This is a genomic window from Micrococcaceae bacterium Sec5.1 (genome assembly GCA_039636795.1).
In the GTDB taxonomy this organism is placed as follows: Bacteria; Actinomycetota; Actinomycetes; order Actinomycetales; family Micrococcaceae; genus Arthrobacter.
In genome coordinates, this window is sequence record CP143430.1 from 2,768,148 (window position 1) to 2,787,089 (window position 18,942).

The window sequence follows — 18,942 nt, forward strand, 5'->3', positions numbered from 1 at the left end:
GAAGCATCTGTGGGCTATTTCCCCGGACCTGGATCGCGGGCGCACATTGGGGGCGTTCGCGTAAACGTGCGCATGGCGCAGAAGCGAAGCGAGGACGATCCATGAGTCAAACGAAAAACCAGGAACGGCTTGATATCGAAGCGCTCCGGGCCAAGTACCGCGCCGAGCGCGACAGGCGGATCCGGCCAGAGGGCCTCGGACAGTATCAAAGTGCAGCCGGTGGGTTCGGCTACTACGCGAAGGATCCCTATACCGAGCCGGTCGACCGGGACCCACAGACGGATTTCGTGGAAGTACTCGTCATCGGCGCCGGGTTTGGCGGGCTGCTCGCAGCCGCCAGGCTTCGGGAGGAGGGCGTGGAGTCCATTCGAATGATGGACGAGGCTGGCGACGTTGGTGGCACGTGGTACTGGAACCGATATCCGGGAATCCATTGCGATATCGAATCGTACGTGTACATGCCGCTTCTTGAAGAGGTGGGATACGTGCCCAAATGGCGCTACGCCCCGGGTGAGGAGATCCGGCAGCACGCCATAGCTGTTGCCAAGCGTTTTGACCTGTATCGGGACACACTTTTTCACACCAGGGCAACGGCCCTGACCTGGGATGAAGCAGCCGAGGTATGGATTGTTGAGACCGACCGCGAGGACAGGTTCCGTGCACGCTTTGTTATCACGTCCTCCGGAACACTCACACAGCCCAAGCTGCCGGGCATCCCGGGCATCGAGACTTTTCGCGGGCACACGTTCCACACCAGCCGCTGGGATTATGCGTACACCGGTGGATCTGCCGAGGGCGGCTTGGCCCTACTGGCCGGAAAGCGGGTCGCCGTCGTTGGCACCGGGGCCACGGGCGTTCAGGTCATTCCCCATCTGGGCCGCGATTCGGAGCAGCTCTACGTGTTCCAACGGACGCCGTCCACCATCGGTGTGCGTGATAATCGCCTGACGGACCCAACCTGGGAAGCGTCACTTGAGCCAGGGTGGCAGCGCGAACGCATGGAAAACTTCCTTTCGGTGCTTGCGGGGGAGCCGGTAGAGGGAAGCCTCGTCACGGACGGGTGGACGGAAACCATCCAGTTGCAGCGCAAGATCCTCTCCGGTGCGGTCGACACCACCCTCACACCGGCGGAACGTGAATTGCGGGACGAACTTGCCGACTTCGAGACGATGAACCGCATCCGTTCCCGCGTGGACGAGATCGTGCAGGATCGCGGAAAGGCCGAGCTCCTCAAGCCGTGGTACCGGTACATGTGCAAGCGCCCATGCTTCAGTGACACATACCTCCAGACATTCAACCGACCCAACGTGACGCTCGTGGACACCGCGGACTTTGGAGGCATCACCCGTCTCACCGAGACGACGATCGTCGTCGGCGAAATCCACTATGAAGTGGACTGCATCATTTTCGCTACCGGCTTCGATGTAGGCGTCTCTGGGGTGCTGTCCGGCACCCTGCCCGTCCGGGGGCGCGGCGGGCGGTCACTGCTGGAAACATGGGCCGGCGGACTGCGCACCTTGCATGGGTTCTACAGCCATGGATTCGAGAATCTGTTTCACCTCGGTGCCCTGCAGAACGCAAACTCCGTCAACTTCGTACACATCCTTCAGAAGCAAGCCGAGCACATCGCCGCCGTCATTTCACGGGGACGTGCCAGCGGTGTGCAAGTCATCGAACCCACTCCCGAATCCGAGGCCGCCTGGGTAAGGACCGTCGTCGAGACGGCGTCCGACAACAGCGCCTTCCAGGCAGAGTGCACCCCGGGCTACTACAACGGCGAGGGAACGCGCACCATCACGGGTTCTTCGTTTAGCCCCGGTCCTGTAGCCTTCCACCGCATCCTTCGGGATTGGCGCGAAGGTGACATGAGCGACGTCCTTGCCCCTGCAAGACCCAGGACTGAAGTATGAAGCGGTCGCGCGGACAGAGATCCAACGCGTCAGTTGTCCCGGCGGCAGTTGCGATCACCCTTGCACTGTCCGGCTGCACTGCGGCTACCCCTTCCCCGACTACTGAGGCCCCTGTCCCATCCAAAGGGACGGCAACGGAGCTCCTTCAGGCAACGTCGGTCCACGAAGCCACCGGGATGACGTTACTGGAAGGGCCCACACTGGGGCCGGATGGAGACCTGTACATCGTGGACGTAACCGCGCCGGCAGGATCCCCAAAGGTCATGGCAATCGATCCGGGGTCCCGCGAAAAGCGGTCCGTCTACACAGACGACACGAGCGCATTTACCTCCGCCCAATTCAACCCCCTCGACGGACGCCTGTATCTGACGGACTTCCTCGGCTCCATCGTGAGCATCACGCCGGACGGCAAAGATCCACGTGTCTTCTTCGCTGGTCCGGTAGCCGGGGCACCCATGAATCCGGACGACATCAGTTTTGACCAAGCCGGAAACCTCTACATCACAGATTCAACCGGCGCCCAGGACCCGTACTGGAAGCCACAAGGACGTCTGATTCGAATCGATGGTCGAACAGCGGAGGCAACGGTCCTGGCCCACGGGTTGCCTGCCCCCAACGGGCTCGCCTTTACGCCTGGCTTCGATGGGCTGTGGGTCAGTCACAACACGGCGAACCGGATCGACTACATCCGTCTAACCGAGGACGGGCGTGAAGTGAAGACCGCACACCCCGCGATTCACGTCAGCGCTGGCGCCGGCCAAATCGACTCCTTGGCAGTAGATGCGGACGGGAACCTATACGTCGGCTTTCACAACCGGGCAGCAATCTTTGTGTATGACACCGTTGGCGAACACATCTCGACAATATCCATACCCACAGAAGGCGATGGATTATCGTCAGCGACCAACATCGCCATCGCTCCGGGAACCACCGATGCCTACGTAACGGTCAGCGGAAAAGAAGGCGGATGGATTTATAGGTTTCGGTCTCTTGCCGAGGGGATCAGACAATCAAATGGAGGGTAGGGGCAGCGCTACACGACTTGTGAAGCCTTCTTCCCGGTGGGCTGGGTCTTAGCTCCTTAGCGGGCTCCGCCGCGCAGGGGAGCGGAGGCGAACTCCCGCATTCCCTCCTCAAAGTCGATAGTTGGAGACCAGCCAAGCTCGGATTTGATGAGTTCCGAGGACGCAGTGATGTGCCTGACGTCCCCTGATCTGTACCGACCTGTAACCACAGGAGCCGGCCCGTTGCCAAGGGCACTTAAGGTTTTGGCGACGTCGCCTATGGTGTGGGCCTGGTCGGCGCCCACGTTGTAGGCGCGGAAACATCCTTCCTGGCTTTGGAGAATGGACTGAAGAGCGGCGATGTTTGCGCTCGCTACGTCGCGAACGTGAATGAAGCTGCGGCGCTGGCCACCATCTTCGAAGACCAGGGGCGCCTCGCCGCGGGCCAATGCTGAACGGAACAGCGACGCCACGCCGGCGTAGGGCGTATCCCGCGGCATCCTGGGCCCGTACACGTTGTGGTAGCGCAGCGCTATCGCGTTGCCTCCCGTGCTTCGTGCCCACGAGGCGGCGAGGTGTTCCTGGCACACCTTGGAGGCGGCGTAGACGTTTCGCGGGTCAAGGGGTGCCTCCTCCGTGACCAAGGCAGGTTCGAGTGGCGTGCCGGAGTCAGGATTACGTGGCTCGAAAATGCCCGCCCTTAGATCAGCTTCGGCACGCGGACCCGGCCTGACGGGACGCCCGGTGGAGGGGTCCGTGTACGCGCCCTCCCCGTAAACCACCATGGACGATGCCAGCACGAGCCGCTGGATTGTGTGCCGTTCCATGGCGGACAAGAGGACGGCCGTGGCGTAGTCGTTGTTGCGGATGTAGTCCGGCGCATCGGCGAAGCTGACACCCAGCCCCACTTTGGCACTTTGGTGGCAGACGGACTCAATGCCCTTCATGGCACGGTCCACGGTAGCGGGATCAGTGACATCACCCGTCATCAATTCCACGCGTGGGTCCACCGGTGGCGGGCCGGAATGGAGGGCAGGGTCCAGGGAGTCCAGGATCCGGACCTCCCACCCCTTGTCCAAGGCGGCATCCACGATATGCGAACCAATGAACCCTGCCCCGCCGGTCACCAGGATTGTCACAGGGCGGACACCGCCTGCCTGGCTACGGGGAGGGCCATGATTCGTTCAACAGCGGTGGGATTCATCAATTGCCGGGGAACGTAGTTGTCGCCAATCGAAGCAATCGTGGCTTCAAGCACGGTAAGAATACTGGATTGGGCGTCCTTAATGCGTGCGAATACGGCCTCGGCGGTCACCGGCTCCGAGCCATCGTGGCCTGTATCCGAGTCCGTGACGAAGGCCAGATTGCCGAAGCCCATGTTGAGTTCGGCGGCGAGAACCGGCTCAGGGTATTGGGTCATGCTGATGATGTCGGCACCGCCGGCCACATACCAGGCCGATTCCGCTTTCGTCGAGAAGCGGGGGCCGTTGACCACCACCACAGTTCCCTGCGGTGCAAACTTCACCGGGCGGGCGGCCAGCGCGCTGGTCAGGTGTGAGCGCAATGTGGGGCAGAACGGCTCTGAGCCTGGCAGGTGCTGTACGCCGGCTGGGGCCATGCCCTCAATCACCGTACCGTCGAAGAAGGTATCGGCCCGGCCCCAGGTCCTGTCGATCAATTGGTCGGTGACCACAAAGGTCTCCGGTCCGTAGCCCTCCCGCAAGCCGCCAACCGCCGACGAGGACATGACCGCTTGCACCCCGAGGCTCTTCAACGCCCACATATTGGCCCGGTAGTTGATTTTCTGGGGCGGCAAGGAGTGGGTCCCGCCGTGGCGGGGAAGGAAGGCGACCGTTCGTCCAGCGACTTCCGCCAACGTCACAGCGGACGACGGCGGCCCGTAGGGAGTTTCGACGTCGAACGTCGCCTTGATAGTGGCGCGAGGAAGGCCGTAAGTCCCGGAGCCTCCGATGATGGCGACGCGGGGGCGGGCTGTTTCAGGGGTCTGTGGCATGGTTGTCATCCTGTCATTCGTGCGGAAGGGTTTGTTCAAGCTCGTGCCGGCGCCGCAGCCACGCAGCGGCCATGAGTATGGCGGCAGCGGCGAGCAGGGCGCTTTGATTGATGGGACCGGCGTATTGCACGGGTTTGGGCACCATGTAGATAAAGCCCAAGGCCAGGATTACTGCCAGGTACTCCCACCTGCGGCTGAGTACGATGAACGGCAGCAGCATCAAGGAGTACCACGGGTAGTTGGGGCTGATAATCAGCAGCGTGAGGCCGATCATCACTGTTTGTTGGGTCCACATCGAACGCGCGTTTGACCGCTTCAGCACCACCAGAGCCACGATGGCCAACACTGCCGCGCTCAGGACCGCTGGCCAGATGCCCACAGACACGAGTTGGGCGAGGCCGAACCTGATGCCGCCGCCCTGGCTGTACCCCTCTTCTTTGAGGTACCCAGGCAGGAAGCCAAGGACGGCCGGCCCGGCAACCACCAGGTACGGAACGTAGAGAGCCAGGAACGTTGCCACCGCGGCCACGACGAACCGGACGGGCCGGCGAAACAGGAGAGCCGGCGCCGCGATGACCGGAATGAACTTTGTGGCCACAGCGGCACCGAAAGCCACCCCGGATCCAAGCGGTTTTCCGCCCACGAGAAACATTCCGGCAAGCAGGAGCAGGGCAGCGCCCAGCACATCTACGTGGGCATTGTTAACAGCCTCCAGCATGACCAATGGACTCCAGGCCCACACGACGGCCAATTGCAAGGGCATCTTCCGCCTGTCCAGCACGCGCAACAGCATGAGTGTCACGGCCGAGCTGATGAGGAGGCCACCAAGCTGCATGGGAAGATAGCCAACCGAGTCCGGAACGGCCGCTCGTACCACCAGGAAGTAAACTTCGGCAGTTGGTGGATAAATGGTGGGCGCGTAAGGGCGGTTGATCGCAGTACAAAGTGGGTCCCCTGAAGGAAACCCCGTGGCCGGTACGGACTCCGTGCCGAACAGCTCCGGGGGGCATGCCGGGCTTCCGCCGGCCCCGGCGGCACCAGGGGCAAAGAGCCAGTCCGGCCGAAGGTTGTTGAGCGTTTCGTCAGTTGGCACATAGGAGTACGGGGAAATTCCAGCCTTTTGGACGATGCCGTCCCAAGCATACCGGGCTGAATCATTACTGGTCCGCGGCGGGGCACTTGCTGCCATCAGTCCCAAGAGGAGCGAGCCGGCCATGATCACCACGCCTAACCGGTGCCGCGGGACATTTGCCAGGAGCTTAACCACCATCAGGAGCGCCAACCACCAGAGGCACGATCCTACGATCGGCGCAGAGTCGATGGGGTTCCCGGGCCACACCATCCACCAGAGCAAAGCCGCGCCAGCAAGAAACACCGCCGGAAGGGCGATGACGAGCTTGGTTCGGCGGGATCCATCCAGCTCGGGTGCAGTGGGGGTCACCCTAACGATCCTGCCGCATGCCGAATGCTATTTGGGGCACTTCCGGACTCCACGGGCGAGGCTTCCGGGAATCGTAAGATCTGGGTCAACCCCCAACCACGGTTTGATGGTGTGATCGAGCTATGGAAAAGTTCACCAACGCCTTGGCAAGCAGGTTTGCTTCGCCGACGCGCAGCACGCGGCTCACCGTAGTGTTGGGGCGATGGCTGGGCGTCACCTTTACTGTCTGTTTCCTCACCGGCCTCCTGAGTCACGGCTTGCAGAATCCGCCGGGATGGATGTTCTTCCCTACCCAGCCGGTTTGGATCTATCAACTGACACAAGGCTTGCATGTGACAGCAGGAATCGCGTCCATCCCGCTGCTCCTGGCGAAACTGTGGTCCGTGTACCCCGAGCTACTGAGATGGCCACCCATCAAGTCCTTCGTGCAGGCGCTGGAACGGGGCACTATTGCCTTGTTCATCGCCTCGTCACTTATCCAGCTCACTACCGGCCTGATCAATACCTACAAGTGGTATCCGTGGCCCTTCCCTTTCCGCGAAACGCACTACTGGCTGGCATGGGTCATTTGGGGTTCGCTGCTGCTGCACATCGCGGTCAAACTCCCCGCAATCCTTGAGCATTGGCGCGTACGCCCGCAATCCGGGGCCGCCAGTATGCACAAAGCGGTTCAGGACGAAGCCAGCCCGGCACCCGGGCGTTGGTCGCGGCGCAGCTTCCTTACCGCCGTCGGGACCACAACCGGAGCAGTAGTGCTGACGACGGCGGGCCAGTCGTTTTCCTGGCTGGACCCGCTTAATCTCTTCGCACCCAGGAACATGGGGACTGGGCCACAGTCGGTACCGGTGAACCGCACGGCGGCCGAAGCGAAGGTGACCGACCTTGCCCGCGCAGCTGATTGGATCCTGACGGTCACGTACGCGGGCATCAGCAGGCCGTTCACGCTGGCGGATCTCCAAGGCCTGCCACAGCATGAGCACGAACTCCCCATTGCCTGTGTGGAGGGCTGGAGCCAAACTGCCACGTGGCGCGGAGTCCGGGTCCGGGATCTCGTGGGCGCGGTAGGAGGCCCTCCTTCCGCCGAACTGCGGGTCACTAGCCTGGAACCGGAAGGCGCCTACAGGACCATGCTGATGCCCGCCGCCTATGTCCAGGACGAGCAGACCCTGGTGGCGCTGGAATTGAACGGCCAGACCCTGGATCTGGACCATGGCTATCCCGCCCGGATCATCGCTCCAGGGCGCCCGGGCGTCCTGCAAACCAAATGGCTGAGTTCCATGGAGGTGCTGTGAAGGACATGGTGAAATCCAAGGGAGGAACGCCGGCAACTTCTCGAACGGTTTGGGCTGTTCGCTTTGTTCTGGGAGCGGCGGGGCTGGGCCTCATGGGCTATGGAGCCATGGGCTTTCCCACTCAGCTGGGACCGTCGCAGCTTCTGGGGCTGTTGGTGTGGATGGCGGCTGCCATCCTGATTCATGATGGCCTCATCGTCCCGTTGTCCACCCTGGCAGGATTTGGACTTCGGCGCTCAGGATCCAGCCTTCGTCCCGCGTCTGCGGCCGTGATGCGGGGATCGCTCATGGCCGGCGCCGTGGTAACGCTCATCGTTGGTGTGTTGCTGAAAGCACAGACTGTGGCTCGAAGCACCAGCGCCCTCGAAGGCGATTATGCCATCAACCTGATGTGGTTCTGGGCTGTCCTGCTCACAGTCGCAGCCGGGCTGATCTATACGATCGAACGCAAGTCCCGGCGTGGTTCCAGCCGTGGGACGAGCCGGTAGAAGACCCGGCCCTGCACATGCTGTTTGGCTGCTACCGTCCAACCTGAGGACCTTGTCCGCGACTCCAGCCCTACGCTGCCCGTTCGTGCCCACCCAAAGGCGTCGCTCCGGTTTCCCTCCTCATCTTCAATAACGGCCGAATAGGAAGTATCCAGATCCATGTCAGCTTCCACCTCGACCAGGAGGACCCCGGTGGGAGCGACCAGTTGCCGGCAGCGGCGAAGCAACGAGCTGATGCTCCCGCCGATGCCGATGTTGCCATCCAGCAACAGCAGGCTCTGCCACTGACCCGTGTGCGGTACCGCAGCGAAAACGGACTGTTGAATGGCGCGGCCACCCTGCCCCTTCGCCCGGTTGACCGCCTCGGAACTGGTATCGATGCCGAGGGCGGGCATCCCCACTGAGCGTGCTGCCGCCAGCATCCGCCCCGGTCCACACCCAACATCCAAGAGCGGCCCCTGCAGACTGCACAGTAAGGATCTCTCCAACAAATTCGCGTCGGAACACCAGGAACCGACATCAAATTGGACGGGCCCTGCCGTGGCTGGATTGGTCTCGGGCCACAGGGTCAACGTTCCTGATCCCGTCCTCAGTGCACGTGCGTACGGCTCGCTGTCTCCCGCGCCGAACTGGGTTGTGGGCGCTGTCATTCGTCCCGTCATGGCAACGTGTTCCTGAGCCCGGTAACTGCCCCGGCAAAAGCGCTCCCGGGAATTTCGGCGGCAATATGTACGGCGTCGTGGAGGAAGTCCATGTCCCGCAGTACCGGAAGCATTCCCACGGAGATGCCTGCGGAAGTCAACCGGGCGAGCTGTTCCTCCCCGGTGGTATCTGTTGACATTCGCACCCCACGGATCAACGCAGCGCGGGGGTTGGCCAGGGCGAGTGCCCAGAAGCCACCATCTGCTGCCGGGCCAAACCAGGCATCATGTTGCCTGTTTTCCGTTGCCCAGTCATGGAACACTGCGGCGAGATGGTCCGAAGAGAGCTGCGGGGTGTCCATCCCGACGATGAGCAAGGGTCCAGCCACGGCATCGCAGATAGCGGCCAATCGTTCGTCCAACCCTCCGGACGCTTGCGGCAACACCACAAAGTCCCTGGCATCGGAAGCTGATGGCGTTCCATCCATAACCAACCACCGCTCCCTCACTGGCAGGTGCCGGACCGTATCCAGTGTTTGGCTTAGGCTCAGCTGCGCCAGCATGGCTGCTTCCGTCGGCGACAACGGAGGACTCAACCGGGTTTTCACCTTCCCGGGGAGGCATTCCTTGGCGATGACGGCAATGGTGAGATCCCAGATCGCGCTCATCTGGTTTGTTCCTTGGATGGGGCCCCGTGGGGCTGCGCTGCTGCGACGGCGTCCTTGAGTTGGACGGACATGTCTTTCACAGCGCTCAGCGTTCCCTTCAGGGTGCCTGTGACTTTGGACTTCCCGGTCCGGGGGAAATAACCAACGGGAACCTCAACGATCCGCCATCCGCGGAGGCTTGCTTTGAGGAACATCTCCAGTGGATAGCCGCTTCGCCGGTCTTCCAACCCCAGGGACAGCAAACTGCTGCGGCGGGCAATACGCAATGGCCCAAGGTCCGTCACCCGGTGTCCGGTCAGGCGTCGCAGCCGCCACGCCAGGGCCTTGTTGGCCAGGCGCGCGTGGAGGGGCCAGGAGCCTCGTTCGGGTCGCCGACTACCGAGCACCAGATCAGCTTTGCCCTCCAGGATCGGCGCCAGGAGCCTCGGCAGCTGGGCCGGGTCAAGTGAGCCGTCGCAATCACAGAAGGCGACAAAGTCGGCTGTTGCTGCGAGGAGGCCTGCATGCGCAGCCGCTCCGAAACCCCGCCGTGGCTCCGTGACAACCTCCGCGCCGAGCCTGGCCGCCGTTTCGGCCGAACCGTCCGTGGATCCGTTATCGACCACGATCGCACGGTATCCCTCAGGTAGCCGGGACAGTACCCACGGTAGGGCGCCGACCTCGTTCAAACAGGGGAGAACTACATCAACCTGCGGCTCTGTCGCTTCAAACATGCTCCAAGGCTACGGATCAGGGACCGCCCGAAGGCGGCTAAATCCTTACGGTATGTGGACGGAAAATTGCTGGGGTCCTCCGCTGAGGTGCGGCGGCACTTTTCCACCGACAGCTCCGAACGACTCTATAAGGAAGCCAGCGGTTTGGGGGTTACTGGCCGCCGGTCACGGTTCCTGCCGTGTCTCCGCCATCGATGACGAATTCAATGCCGGTGACAAAGGATGCCTCGGTTGAAGACAGGAACAGAACGAGATCGGCCACCTCCCCGGGATGACCCACCCTGGACAGTGCCGTGTGGCTCATGTCTATCGGCATCCCGGCCGTCATGGGTGTGGAAATAACGCCGGGGTGGACCGAGTTGACCCGGATACCATACGACCCAAGTCCAACGCTGCGCTCTTCGTCAACCCCGCCCCCCAAATTTCGAGGCGCTGTATCCGGGAATCCCTTCGTATCCCGCAGCCCGGCTATCGACGAAATATTCACGATCGACCCGCCGCGCGCCTCTTTCAGAGCCGGAATTGCGGCTTTGATCCCGTTAACGGTCCCGGTTAGGTTCACCGCCAGCACAGCGTTCCATTGATCCAGCGAGTAGTCCTCGATCGGGGCTGGGGACTAAGCCGGCGGCCTGTTGTTTCCAGGATCCCGACGTCGTGGCAGACTCCTGCTATGACTGCAGTCGCGCCTGGGCTGCATCGGCGTTTTCCTCCAAGAGAGCCGGGTCTTGTCTGCAATACGACTGCCACGAACGGAACGGACCTGACGTGACCTCTGTTGATGGTCGGGAGAAGAGCTTCCTTCAGCTTCCCGTTGTGGGCGCGGCCAGATTGAACGCTGATCAGGTCCTGAACCAGCTTGATTCGGGCATGACAGGACTATCGGATCAGGAATCCGTGTCCCGAATAGCCATAGTGGGGCCCAACGCTGTCCTGTCACATAAGGCCAACGGTTGGGCCGTGCTTGGACGTCAGCTCGCCAGCCCAATCCTGATCTTGCTGCTCGTCACAGCATCCGTATCGATGTTCTTGGGGGACGTGACCAACTCGATAGTGATTGGTGCAATTCTGCTGGCCAGCGTTGGTCTGGGCTTCAGCAGTGAATTCCGGGCTGAACGTGCATCGGAAGCCCTGCACTCACAGATCACCCATCAGGCTTTGGTGCTTCGGGATGGCAGGACCCTTCCAGTGGACGTGACGGACAGCGTCCCTGGCGATATCGTTCAGCTGGGACTGGGAACAATCATTCCTGCGGACATTCGGCTGCTGGAAACGAACAATCTGCTGTGCGATGAGAGCATTCTCACGGGGGAGTCCCTACCGGCGTTGAAAGACCCGTCTCCCGCAGCGGATAACGCAGCCCTGGGAGATCTGGCATCGTGCGCGTTTATGGGCACGGTCGTACACTCCGGCGGTGGAACCGGCGTGGTGGTGGCCACCGGGAGCGGCACCGAATTTGGCCGCATCGCCTCCGGACTGGGAGAACGTCAGCCGCAGACGGAGTTCCAGATCGGGCTTAGGCGTTTCTCATTCCTCCTGCTGCAGGTCGCCATCGGCCTGACCACCTTGATTTTCATAGCCAACCTGCTGCTCCAACGACCGATCATCGAATCCCTGCTGTTCTCACTGGCCATCGCCGTCGGTATCACTCCCCAACTTCTCCCGGCTGTCGTCAGCACCAGTTTGGCCACCGGCACACGGTTGCTGGCCAAACGGAAGGTACTCGTCAAACGGCTCGTCTGCATCGAAGACCTGGGCGACATGGACATCCTGGTCACCGACAAGACCGGCACGCTGACAGAAGGCAGGATCAGTTTCACCGACGCACTTCCAGCGACCTCGCCGATTTCAAAGGATTATCTGCTCACATTGGGGTTGCTGTCCACGGAGTCGGATTACACCACTGCCAAGTATTCAACTGCCGGACAGAACCCACTGGATGCCGCCCTTTGGGCCAGCCCCCAAGCGGCCAAGCTTGACCCTGAACGTTTTAAACGCCTGGACCTGATCAGCTTTGACCACGAACGTCGGCGTACCACCGTGCTGGTCCAAGAAAACGCAGGCCGGAGGCTGCTGATCACCAAGGGCGCCCCGGAAGAAGTCCTCACCCTCTGCGGGCCGCCAGCACCCACGGCGCTGGCCACGCTGAATGAACAGTTCCAGGCAGGATCCCGTGTCGTGGCGGTCGCCTACCGTGAGGTCCCTGGAGTGTTCGAAGTCAGTGAAGCAGATGAACACGACCTCACCTTGGCGGGCTTTCTGATCTTCCTGGACCAGCCCAAAGCCAATGTAAAAGCGTCACTGGACCAGCTGGAAGCCCTGCAGATCACGGTAAAGATTGCCACTGGAGACAATGCCAAGGTAGCCGAGAAAGTTTGTGCCGACATCGGCGTGCTGTCCGGGGGTACGCTCACAGGGGCCGACATCGATGGGATGTCAGATGCGGAACTTGTTCCCGCAGCCCACACAGCCTCAATTTTTGCCCGCGTTTCGCCGGAACATAAAGCACGAATCATCACTGCTCTGCGTCAGAGCGGCGGCTCCGTGGGGTTCCTGGGAGATGGGGTAAACGACGCCCTGGCCCTACACAAAGCCGACATAGGCATCTCGGTGGATACGGCCACCGACGTCGCCAAGGATGCGGCCGACGTCATCTTGCTCGACAAAGACCTCGGCGTCCTTGCCGATGGCGTCAGGGAGGGCCGCCGGATCTTCGCGAACACGATCAAATACGTCCTGATGGGAACATCAAGCAATTTCGGAAACATGTTCAGTGCCGCGACTGCCTCAGTGGTGTTGAGCTTCCTGCCCATGCTCCCGGGCCAGATCCTGCTCAATAACCTGCTCTATGACGCCGGTCAACTGGCCATTCCCAGCGACAGAGTCGACAACGAACAACTCCGTGCCCCTGCCCACTGGAATATCGCCTTCATCCGACGATTCATGTTCCTCTTCGGGCCCATCAGCTCAATCTTTGACTTCGCCACCTTCGCCCTGATGCTGACAGTGTTCCATGCTGTGCCCGGGGAGTTCCGTGCCGGATGGTTTATCGAATCAATCGCCACCCAAACCCTGATCATCTTCGTCATCCGGACCCGCAAGGTGCCGTTCCTTCGCAGCAGGCCCTCGGCCGGGCTCGTCGTCGCATCCTTGACGGTAGTCGCCGTTGGGGTGGCCTTGCCCCTGTCACCGATAGGACCGTGGTTAGGTTTCGATCCACTACCGGCACCGTTCTTCCTGGCCCTCCTGGGCATGGTTATCGTCTACCTGATACTGGTGGAGATAGCCAAAAAATGGTTCTTCTCCCGGGCCAAGCAACAATCCCTTGCCGCCGCGTTACCTATTCCCCGGCGTCGGGCAACCCATCACATCAGCAGGCGGGCCTCCCGCTTCAGCATCGCCGCAAAACTATCCAGGCCAGTAGAGAACACCCCCGGCACCTGAGCAGCCCCCGTCAAGCCCAATAAAGGACCGGTTCGTCCAGAAGTCCGCCAACCTGGGCTGGCTGCGTCCGGATCCGTTAGCTCTTGGACTGGAAGGCGCGTCTGCTGGCCCGGTCCGTCTCAGGGAGCGGTTTCGGGCGAATGGACGACGACGACGGGACAGTGGGCGTGAGCTACGACTGCCGAACTCACTGAACCCAGAAGGAGGCCACCAAAGCCACCATGTCCGCGGCGGCCGACGACGACGAGTGCAGCATGCTGGCTGCCCTCCACCAAGGCAGCCCTTGCTGAGCCTTGGACAAGACGTGTGCTGACGTTCTTTGGCAGGTGGGCTCCGAACGCGTCCTCAAGGGCGTCCTTCACGTGCCGCTCTGCATCATGGGCGAAACCATCGATGCCCATCGCCAGATATCCTTCGTATCCGAGCGGAAGCTCCCAACAGCCCCACGCCTCCAAGGGCGCATTGAGGGCCATCGCCAGATGTTGGGCTTGGCGCAGCGCCTCCACTGACGCCTTGGACCCATCGACGCCAACGATGATCTTGCTGGGGTTCAAGCGACCGGCCATCATGGACTCCTCTTGGTTGAACGCACATTCATGAAGAGAGTCGCCCAGTAGGTGCCGCAGCCCATCAGCATGAAGCCCGTTATGCCGAGCACTGGTTCCCCCATCGCCACTCCGGCCAGCAGCAAACCGAGTCCCGCCAGGCCAACAAAGGCACCCTGGAGGGCATGCTTCCAGCGGATTCGTCCAAGATCTTCCAGGCTCATTAGGGTGGCCAGCTTGGGATCCTCTTCTTCGAGACCCCGAGCAATCTTGTCCAATGCCAGCTTTTCAAAGTTGGAGAGTTCCACGGCTTTGCCTCCTGCTCTCCTGTCAAGCATGGGCGGCCGTCATGTAATGAAACAGGGCCAAAAGTCACAGTGGTCACAACATAGCCGCGTGTATTGGGCATCATTCCGGTCTCATTGTTGCGGGTGTGGGGTCGAAGGTCATGCCCTGGAGGTGTTCGGGCCCTTGCCCCCGGATCTGTACCCGTAATCCGACGACTCACCTAGACTCGGGAGAGGCAGTCCATAGCAGTTCAGGGAGGCAAAGGCCTATGGGTACGGATCACCCTTGGCGCTCCCCGCTGAAGGGGCGCGTTGAAACACTCCTCCGTGAGTTCGTGCAGCGTGCGGATGAGATGATCCATGCACAGGAACAAATGAACGGGTTGCTCTCAGCGGTAATTTCCATTGCCGAGGACCTCAGCCTGGAAGCTGTCCTGGACCGCGTCGTCAGGTCGGCCTGCGAATTGGTTGACGCCCGATACGGAGCTCTTGGTGTCATCGGAGAGGATCAGCAGCTCAGCCACTTCATTACGGTCGGCATGGATGAGGACGCCATTGGATCCATCGGCGATCTTCCCACCGGGCATGGTGTCCTGGGACACCTGATCCGCGAACCCGAACCACTCCGTCTTCACGATCTCACCGCTCACCCAATGGCTGTGGGCTTCCCGGCAAACCACCCTCCCATGAAGTCGTTTCTCGGAGTACCAATTCGGGTCCGAGATATTGCTTTTGGCAACCTGTACCTCACCGAGAAGCGGGACGGGAAGGACTTCAGCCAAGATGATCAGGAGCTTGCCATCGCACTGGCGGCAGCAGCCGGCGTCGCCATCCAAAATGCGCGCCTGTTCGACGAAAGCAATCGCCGGCAGCGATGGTTGGAAGCGGGTATGGAGCTTGGCAGCCGCCTCATTGCAAGCAAGCCCGACGACGACTCCGGCAACCTGGATCTTGTGGCGGAGGCGGCCGTCCGTGCTTCCGACTCAATCCTGGGTGTCGTTGCCATACCAACGCCCGGGGGAGAGGTCCGCTGTAGATCGGCGGTCGGAGTGCAGGGCTTGAACACGGGCCAGCAATTGCCGGGCTCCGAAGTAGTAGCATCAGTGCTTGCCACTGGCGACTCCCGCCTCGTGCAGGATGCTTCCCAAGTTCTCGGTCCCGAGGTTTCGGAGAAGCTGGGCACTGTGTTGGTAGCGGCCCTGGGCCACAGGGGGAGGGGAAACGGAGTTCTGCTGATGGCCCGGGCCGTTGGCGGCCCGGCCTATACCCGTTCTGATCTGGAATCCAGTGCGTTGTTTGGCAGCAGGATCGGCCTCGCACTGGATCTCGCGGAAGTAAGCGCTCTCCGTGAGCAGGCCTTGTTGCTCTCAGACAGGGAGCGCATAGCCCGCGACCTTCATGACCTGGTCATTCAGCGTATATTTGCGGCCGGCTTGGGAACGCAGAACTTGAAGCGATTCCTGGTGGAACCTGCAGCCGTTGAGCGGATGATGCACGTCACGTCGGAATTGGATGACACCATCCGCACTCTTAGAAAGACAATCGAAGACCTCCGTTCCGAGGAATCGCCGCCCATGCAATAGGCCTCTCCGTGACTTTGGACCCTGTCTAAGGACGCTCCCCAGCGCCATTCTGGAGGGATCGAAGCTTTCATTTGGCAGGAGAAGTCATGGACAAAGTCGGCTCAACGGGAGAAATCATTGTCGGAGTCGATGGCTCCGATGCGTCCATAGCTGCACTCCAAGAAGCCCAATTGTTGGCGAAGCCCTTGGGCGCTGACGTGATTGCCACGGCTTTCTGGGAATATCCCCCCGTGTACGAGGGCTATGTGGCGATGGGCATCACCGGTTTTGAGGAAGCCGCCAGGCGAATCCTGAAGCAGTCCGTGGAAACGGCCTTCGGCCCGACCCAGCCCGACAACGTCCATTCCCGCCTTGTTCAGGGTCATCCCAGACAAGGACTGATCGAAGCGAGCCGGAAGGCAGACATGATTGTTGTGGGGCGACGTGGACACGGTGGTTTCGGTGGGATGCTGCTGGGATCAGTCACCTCAGCCTGCGTAGCTCATGCCCACTGTCCGGTTCTCGTGGTCCACGTACGTGAGGACCACTCGAACGAAGCCAATGAAGGGCGACCATGATGGAAATCTTGGTGGTCTACGAAACAATGTACGGAAATACCCGCAGGGTAGCTGAAGCAATTGCCAGCGGCTTTGATGGCGAGCCTGGGGCCATAGCACAGGATATCGATGCAAACGTCGGCATACGTGAGTGGCTGGCCCAGCTCCGACCTGCCATCCCGGGCCAAAAAGCCGCAGCATTCGACACCCGCAACCACGGACCGGCATTCCTCACCGGCAGAGCATCCAAACACATCACCTCCGGGCTGCGAAAAGCCGGCTTCGAGCTCATTGCAGAACCGGAGAGCTTCGAAGTCAGCCAGGAACCTTCGATAAGCGAAGACGAGTTCCACCGCGCTGCAAGATGGGGCAAAGCTCTGGCCGCATTAATTGACACCCGAAAATAAGGAGTTTGGGCTTTGAGAAGAAGTAACAACGAAAGAGAACGAGCAATGAGCAGCAGGCCCTGGGAGCCACTGGGCTCCAGGCCTGCTGCTCGCTACTTACTTGGAATGCTTGACCGGCTGGATCCTGGTGATGATTGTGGGGCACGGCAGTTTGGTAAGGACTGCGTGGGCCGTAGATCCCATGAGTAGACGTTTGAAGCCGCCACGGCCCCTGCTGCCGACGACCAGGAGGCTGGCTGTTGCGGCGGCATTTACCAGCGCCTCGGCAGGACGCATGTGGGTCTCCAAGTTCTGGTGCACAACAAGATCCGGATATTTATCCGCCAAGCCCGCGACCGTTTCCGCAAGAACCACCCGTTCCTCCTCGGTCACGAGTTCAAAGAAATTGCCGTGGGGCACTCCACGATCTACCCATGGATCCGGTGTCCGGAAAGCGTGCAGGACGGTTAGCTCCTGGCCTTCACGGTCTGCCTCTGCGGCAGCAAATGCCACGGCCTGAGTGGACTCTTCGGAACCATCGACTCCGACCAGAACGCCGCGTCGACTGGTCATATCATGTTCACCGATCACAGCTACGGGGCACTTCGCCACTGCGGCAACCTGTAGCGCACGGTCCGCGAGGGATCCGCCTGACCAACTATGGCCGGAACCAATAACCACCATCGATGCCGTTTTTGACCTCTTGCGCAGGGCGTACCCGGCTCCTCCCGAGACGAGATCCGTGCTGATTTTGACCGTTGGCTCGATTTTTTCGGCCCGGTCTTTGGCAGTAGCAAGGAATTTTTCACCGGATTCCCGGATCCACTCGTTATAGCCAATGGCATCGTAGGCCCAACGATCATCCACAGCGTGTACCAGGAGAACAGGTAATTTGAGGGCAGCGGCCCTTTGCACGGCCCATCGGCTCGCGGCCTCACTACTGGGTGAATCGCTGACGCCGACGACAATTGCTTCCTTCATGACTGCTCCAGTTCTAGTTCGATGGTCCCCGGATAATCCGTTTGCCGGGTCCTGCCAGTCCAGCTTCTGCCCGCCAGATGCAGGCTTGGTGCCTCGGGGGCGTGTCTGGAGAAACCGCGGGGCCTGATGCTGGGCGGCTTCATCTCCCGTTCTCCCAGCGTCCGTTTAATCGCCCCATCCCAACAGGGCCTAAAGTCACGCGCGGGGCATGGGTCCTTGGGCCCTTGTGGCACAGTCATGCAGTCGGCAAGAATTTGGCATCAATGAAGTGTCGGCAAGCGCGGTTGTCGCCGCCGGCCGGAGAGGGAATGTCATGAATCACCCGGATGTCCCAGGCCTTGCCAGGGCGGCTTCGCCAGAAAGTCCTGTTCGTGTGTTCATTCTTGATGACCACGAATTGGTTCGCCGTGGGTTGCAGGAACTTTTGGAAAGCGAAGGTTTCCAAGTGGTGGGCATGTCCGGATCAGCTGAGGAAGCAACGCGTCGTATACCGGCATTGCACCCCGACGTCTCAGTCCTGGATGCACGGCTGCCTGACGGTACGGGCATTGAAGTCTGCCGTGATGTCAGATCCGTTGACCCTCGCTTGAATTGTCTGATTCTGACCAGCTACGACGATGAAATGGCTCTGCGAGGTGCAGTCCTGGCAGGAGCCGCCGGATACATCCTCAAGGAAATCGGTGGTTCAGACCTTCTGGGTGCGCTGCGCCGGGCGGCGCGTGGCGAGTCGCTCTTTGATGAATCAGTAAAGTCGCGGATTATCCAGGGACTCACGGAACCGAAGAGGCTCGATCCGCGGGTAGCCGCCCTGACCCCCCAGGAGCGGCGCGTACTGGAATACGTCGGTGAGGGAATGACCAATCGCCAGATAGGCGAGGAGATGTTGTTGGCCGAAAAGACAGTTAAGAACTACGTCTCGTCCCTTTTGGCGAAACTTGGGTTCGAGCGACGGACCCAAGCCGCAGTCTTTATGGCCCACGCACCCGACGAAGACGCTGGTTCCGTTCGCTGA

General features: G+C 61.0%; 19 protein-coding genes. 9 read left to right on the plus strand and 10 right to left on the minus strand.

The genetic code is table 11. The features are described from left to right. Positions 1 to 101: 101 nt before the first annotated feature. Positions 102 to 1,910 (plus strand): NAD(P)/FAD-dependent oxidoreductase, encoded by a 1,809-nt coding sequence (locus tag VUN82_12630; GenBank protein ID XAS69973.1) that lies wholly within the window; start codon positions 102 to 104, stop codon positions 1,908 to 1,910. Beyond that, positions 1,907 to 2,935, plus strand: a complete 1,029-nt coding sequence (locus VUN82_12635) for an SMP-30/gluconolactonase/LRE family protein (GenBank protein ID XAS69974.1) — start codon at positions 1,907 to 1,909, stop codon at positions 2,933 to 2,935. Before VUN82_12630 ends, VUN82_12635 begins: the two co-directional genes overlap by 4 nt. A 56-nt stretch (positions 2,936 to 2,991) precedes the next feature. Here the strand turns inward: VUN82_12635 and VUN82_12640 are convergent, their stop codons facing one another. The 3 genes from VUN82_12640 to VUN82_12650 are packed head-to-tail and all read right to left on the minus strand — an operon-like array spanning position 2,992 to position 6,369. After that, the gene (locus VUN82_12640; GenBank protein XAS69975.1) at positions 2,992 to 4,053 is read right to left on the minus strand and encodes an NAD-dependent epimerase/dehydratase family protein; all 1,062 of its coding nucleotides are present in this window, start codon (positions 4,051 to 4,053) and stop codon (positions 2,992 to 2,994) included. Further along, positions 4,050 to 4,928: an MTAP family purine nucleoside phosphorylase gene (locus VUN82_12645; GenBank protein XAS69976.1), complete on the minus strand. Its 879-nt coding sequence runs from the start codon at positions 4,926 to 4,928 to the stop codon at positions 4,050 to 4,052. The genes VUN82_12640 and VUN82_12645 overlap by 4 nt, the downstream gene beginning before the upstream one ends. A gap of 13 nt (positions 4,929 to 4,941) precedes the next feature. After that, positions 4,942 to 6,369 carry a glycosyltransferase family 87 protein gene (locus tag VUN82_12650; protein XAS69977.1) on the minus strand — a complete coding sequence of 476 codons (1,428 nt, stop codon included), beginning with the start codon at positions 6,367 to 6,369 and terminating at the stop codon, positions 4,942 to 4,944. Positions 6,370 to 6,491: 122 nt separating this feature from the next. On the opposite strand from VUN82_12650, the gene VUN82_12655 reads away from it, so the two are divergent. Continuing rightward, positions 6,492 to 7,661, plus strand: coding sequence for a molybdopterin-dependent oxidoreductase (locus tag VUN82_12655; protein ID XAS69978.1), 1,170 nt, complete (start codon positions 6,492 to 6,494; stop codon positions 7,659 to 7,661). Further along, on the plus strand, positions 7,658 to 8,149 hold the full coding sequence (locus tag VUN82_12660) for a hypothetical protein (GenBank protein XAS69979.1): 492 nt from the start codon (positions 7,658 to 7,660) through the stop codon (positions 8,147 to 8,149). Before VUN82_12655 ends, VUN82_12660 begins: the two co-directional genes overlap by 4 nt. Here the strand turns inward: VUN82_12660 and VUN82_12665 are convergent. The 4 genes from VUN82_12665 to VUN82_12680 form a co-directional block, all read right to left on the minus strand. Then, positions 8,095 to 8,571: a hypothetical protein gene (locus VUN82_12665; protein ID XAS69980.1), complete on the minus strand. Its 477-nt coding sequence runs from the start codon at positions 8,569 to 8,571 to the stop codon at positions 8,095 to 8,097. The genes VUN82_12660 and VUN82_12665 overlap by 55 nt on opposite strands. Before the next feature lie 236 nt (positions 8,572 to 8,807). Further along, on the minus strand, positions 8,808 to 9,458 hold the full coding sequence (locus VUN82_12670; GenBank protein ID XAS69981.1) for a DUF2064 domain-containing protein: 651 nt from the start codon (positions 9,456 to 9,458) through the stop codon (positions 8,808 to 8,810). Beyond that, a complete protein-coding gene (locus VUN82_12675; GenBank protein XAS69982.1) occupies positions 9,455 to 10,171 on the minus strand; it encodes a glycosyltransferase family 2 protein in 717 nt (238 codons plus the stop codon). The genes VUN82_12670 and VUN82_12675 overlap by 4 nt, the downstream gene beginning before the upstream one ends. Positions 10,172 to 10,322: 151 nt before the next feature. Further along, positions 10,323 to 10,742 (minus strand): SDR family oxidoreductase, encoded by a 420-nt coding sequence (locus VUN82_12680; protein XAS69983.1) that lies wholly within the window; start codon positions 10,740 to 10,742, stop codon positions 10,323 to 10,325. A 194-nt stretch (positions 10,743 to 10,936) separates the two neighbouring features. Here VUN82_12680 and mgtA point away from each other — a divergent pair, with 194 nt between their 5' ends. Further along, on the plus strand, positions 10,937 to 13,612 hold the full coding sequence (mgtA, locus tag VUN82_12685; GenBank protein ID XAS69984.1) for a magnesium-translocating P-type ATPase: 2,676 nt from the start codon (positions 10,937 to 10,939) through the stop codon (positions 13,610 to 13,612). A gap of 119 nt (positions 13,613 to 13,731) precedes the next feature. Here the strand turns inward: mgtA and VUN82_12690 are convergent, their stop codons facing one another. Beyond that, positions 13,732 to 14,178, minus strand: a complete 447-nt coding sequence (locus VUN82_12690) for a universal stress protein (protein ID XAS74676.1) — start codon at positions 14,176 to 14,178, stop codon at positions 13,732 to 13,734. Continuing rightward, on the minus strand, positions 14,178 to 14,465 hold the full coding sequence (locus VUN82_12695; GenBank protein XAS69985.1) for a DUF3040 domain-containing protein: 288 nt from the start codon (positions 14,463 to 14,465) through the stop codon (positions 14,178 to 14,180). The genes VUN82_12690 and VUN82_12695 overlap by 1 nt, the downstream gene beginning before the upstream one ends. Positions 14,466 to 14,713: 248 nt before the next feature. Between VUN82_12695 and VUN82_12700 the strand changes: the two genes are divergently transcribed. The 3 genes from VUN82_12700 to VUN82_12710 all read left to right on the plus strand — a co-directional run bounded on the left by VUN82_12700 (position 14,714) and on the right by VUN82_12710 (position 16,970). After that, positions 14,714 to 16,027, plus strand: a complete 1,314-nt coding sequence (locus tag VUN82_12700) for a GAF domain-containing protein (GenBank protein ID XAS69986.1) — start codon at positions 14,714 to 14,716, stop codon at positions 16,025 to 16,027. Positions 16,028 to 16,113: 86 nt separating this feature from the next. Then, a complete protein-coding gene (locus VUN82_12705; GenBank protein XAS69987.1) occupies positions 16,114 to 16,584 on the plus strand; it encodes a universal stress protein in 471 nt (156 codons plus the stop codon). Then, positions 16,581 to 16,970, plus strand: coding sequence for a hypothetical protein (locus VUN82_12710; GenBank protein ID XAS69988.1), 390 nt, complete (start codon positions 16,581 to 16,583; stop codon positions 16,968 to 16,970). The genes VUN82_12705 and VUN82_12710 overlap by 4 nt, the downstream gene beginning before the upstream one ends. Before the next feature lie 96 nt (positions 16,971 to 17,066). On the opposite strand, the gene VUN82_12715 is transcribed toward VUN82_12710, so the two are convergent. Beyond that, a complete protein-coding gene (locus VUN82_12715) occupies positions 17,067 to 17,930 on the minus strand; it encodes a universal stress protein (GenBank protein XAS69989.1) in 864 nt (287 codons plus the stop codon). Between the two features lie 313 nt (positions 17,931 to 18,243). On the opposite strand from VUN82_12715, the gene VUN82_12720 reads away from it, so the two are divergent. After that, positions 18,244 to 18,942: a response regulator transcription factor gene (locus VUN82_12720; GenBank protein XAS69990.1), complete on the plus strand. Its 699-nt coding sequence runs from the start codon at positions 18,244 to 18,246 to the stop codon at positions 18,940 to 18,942.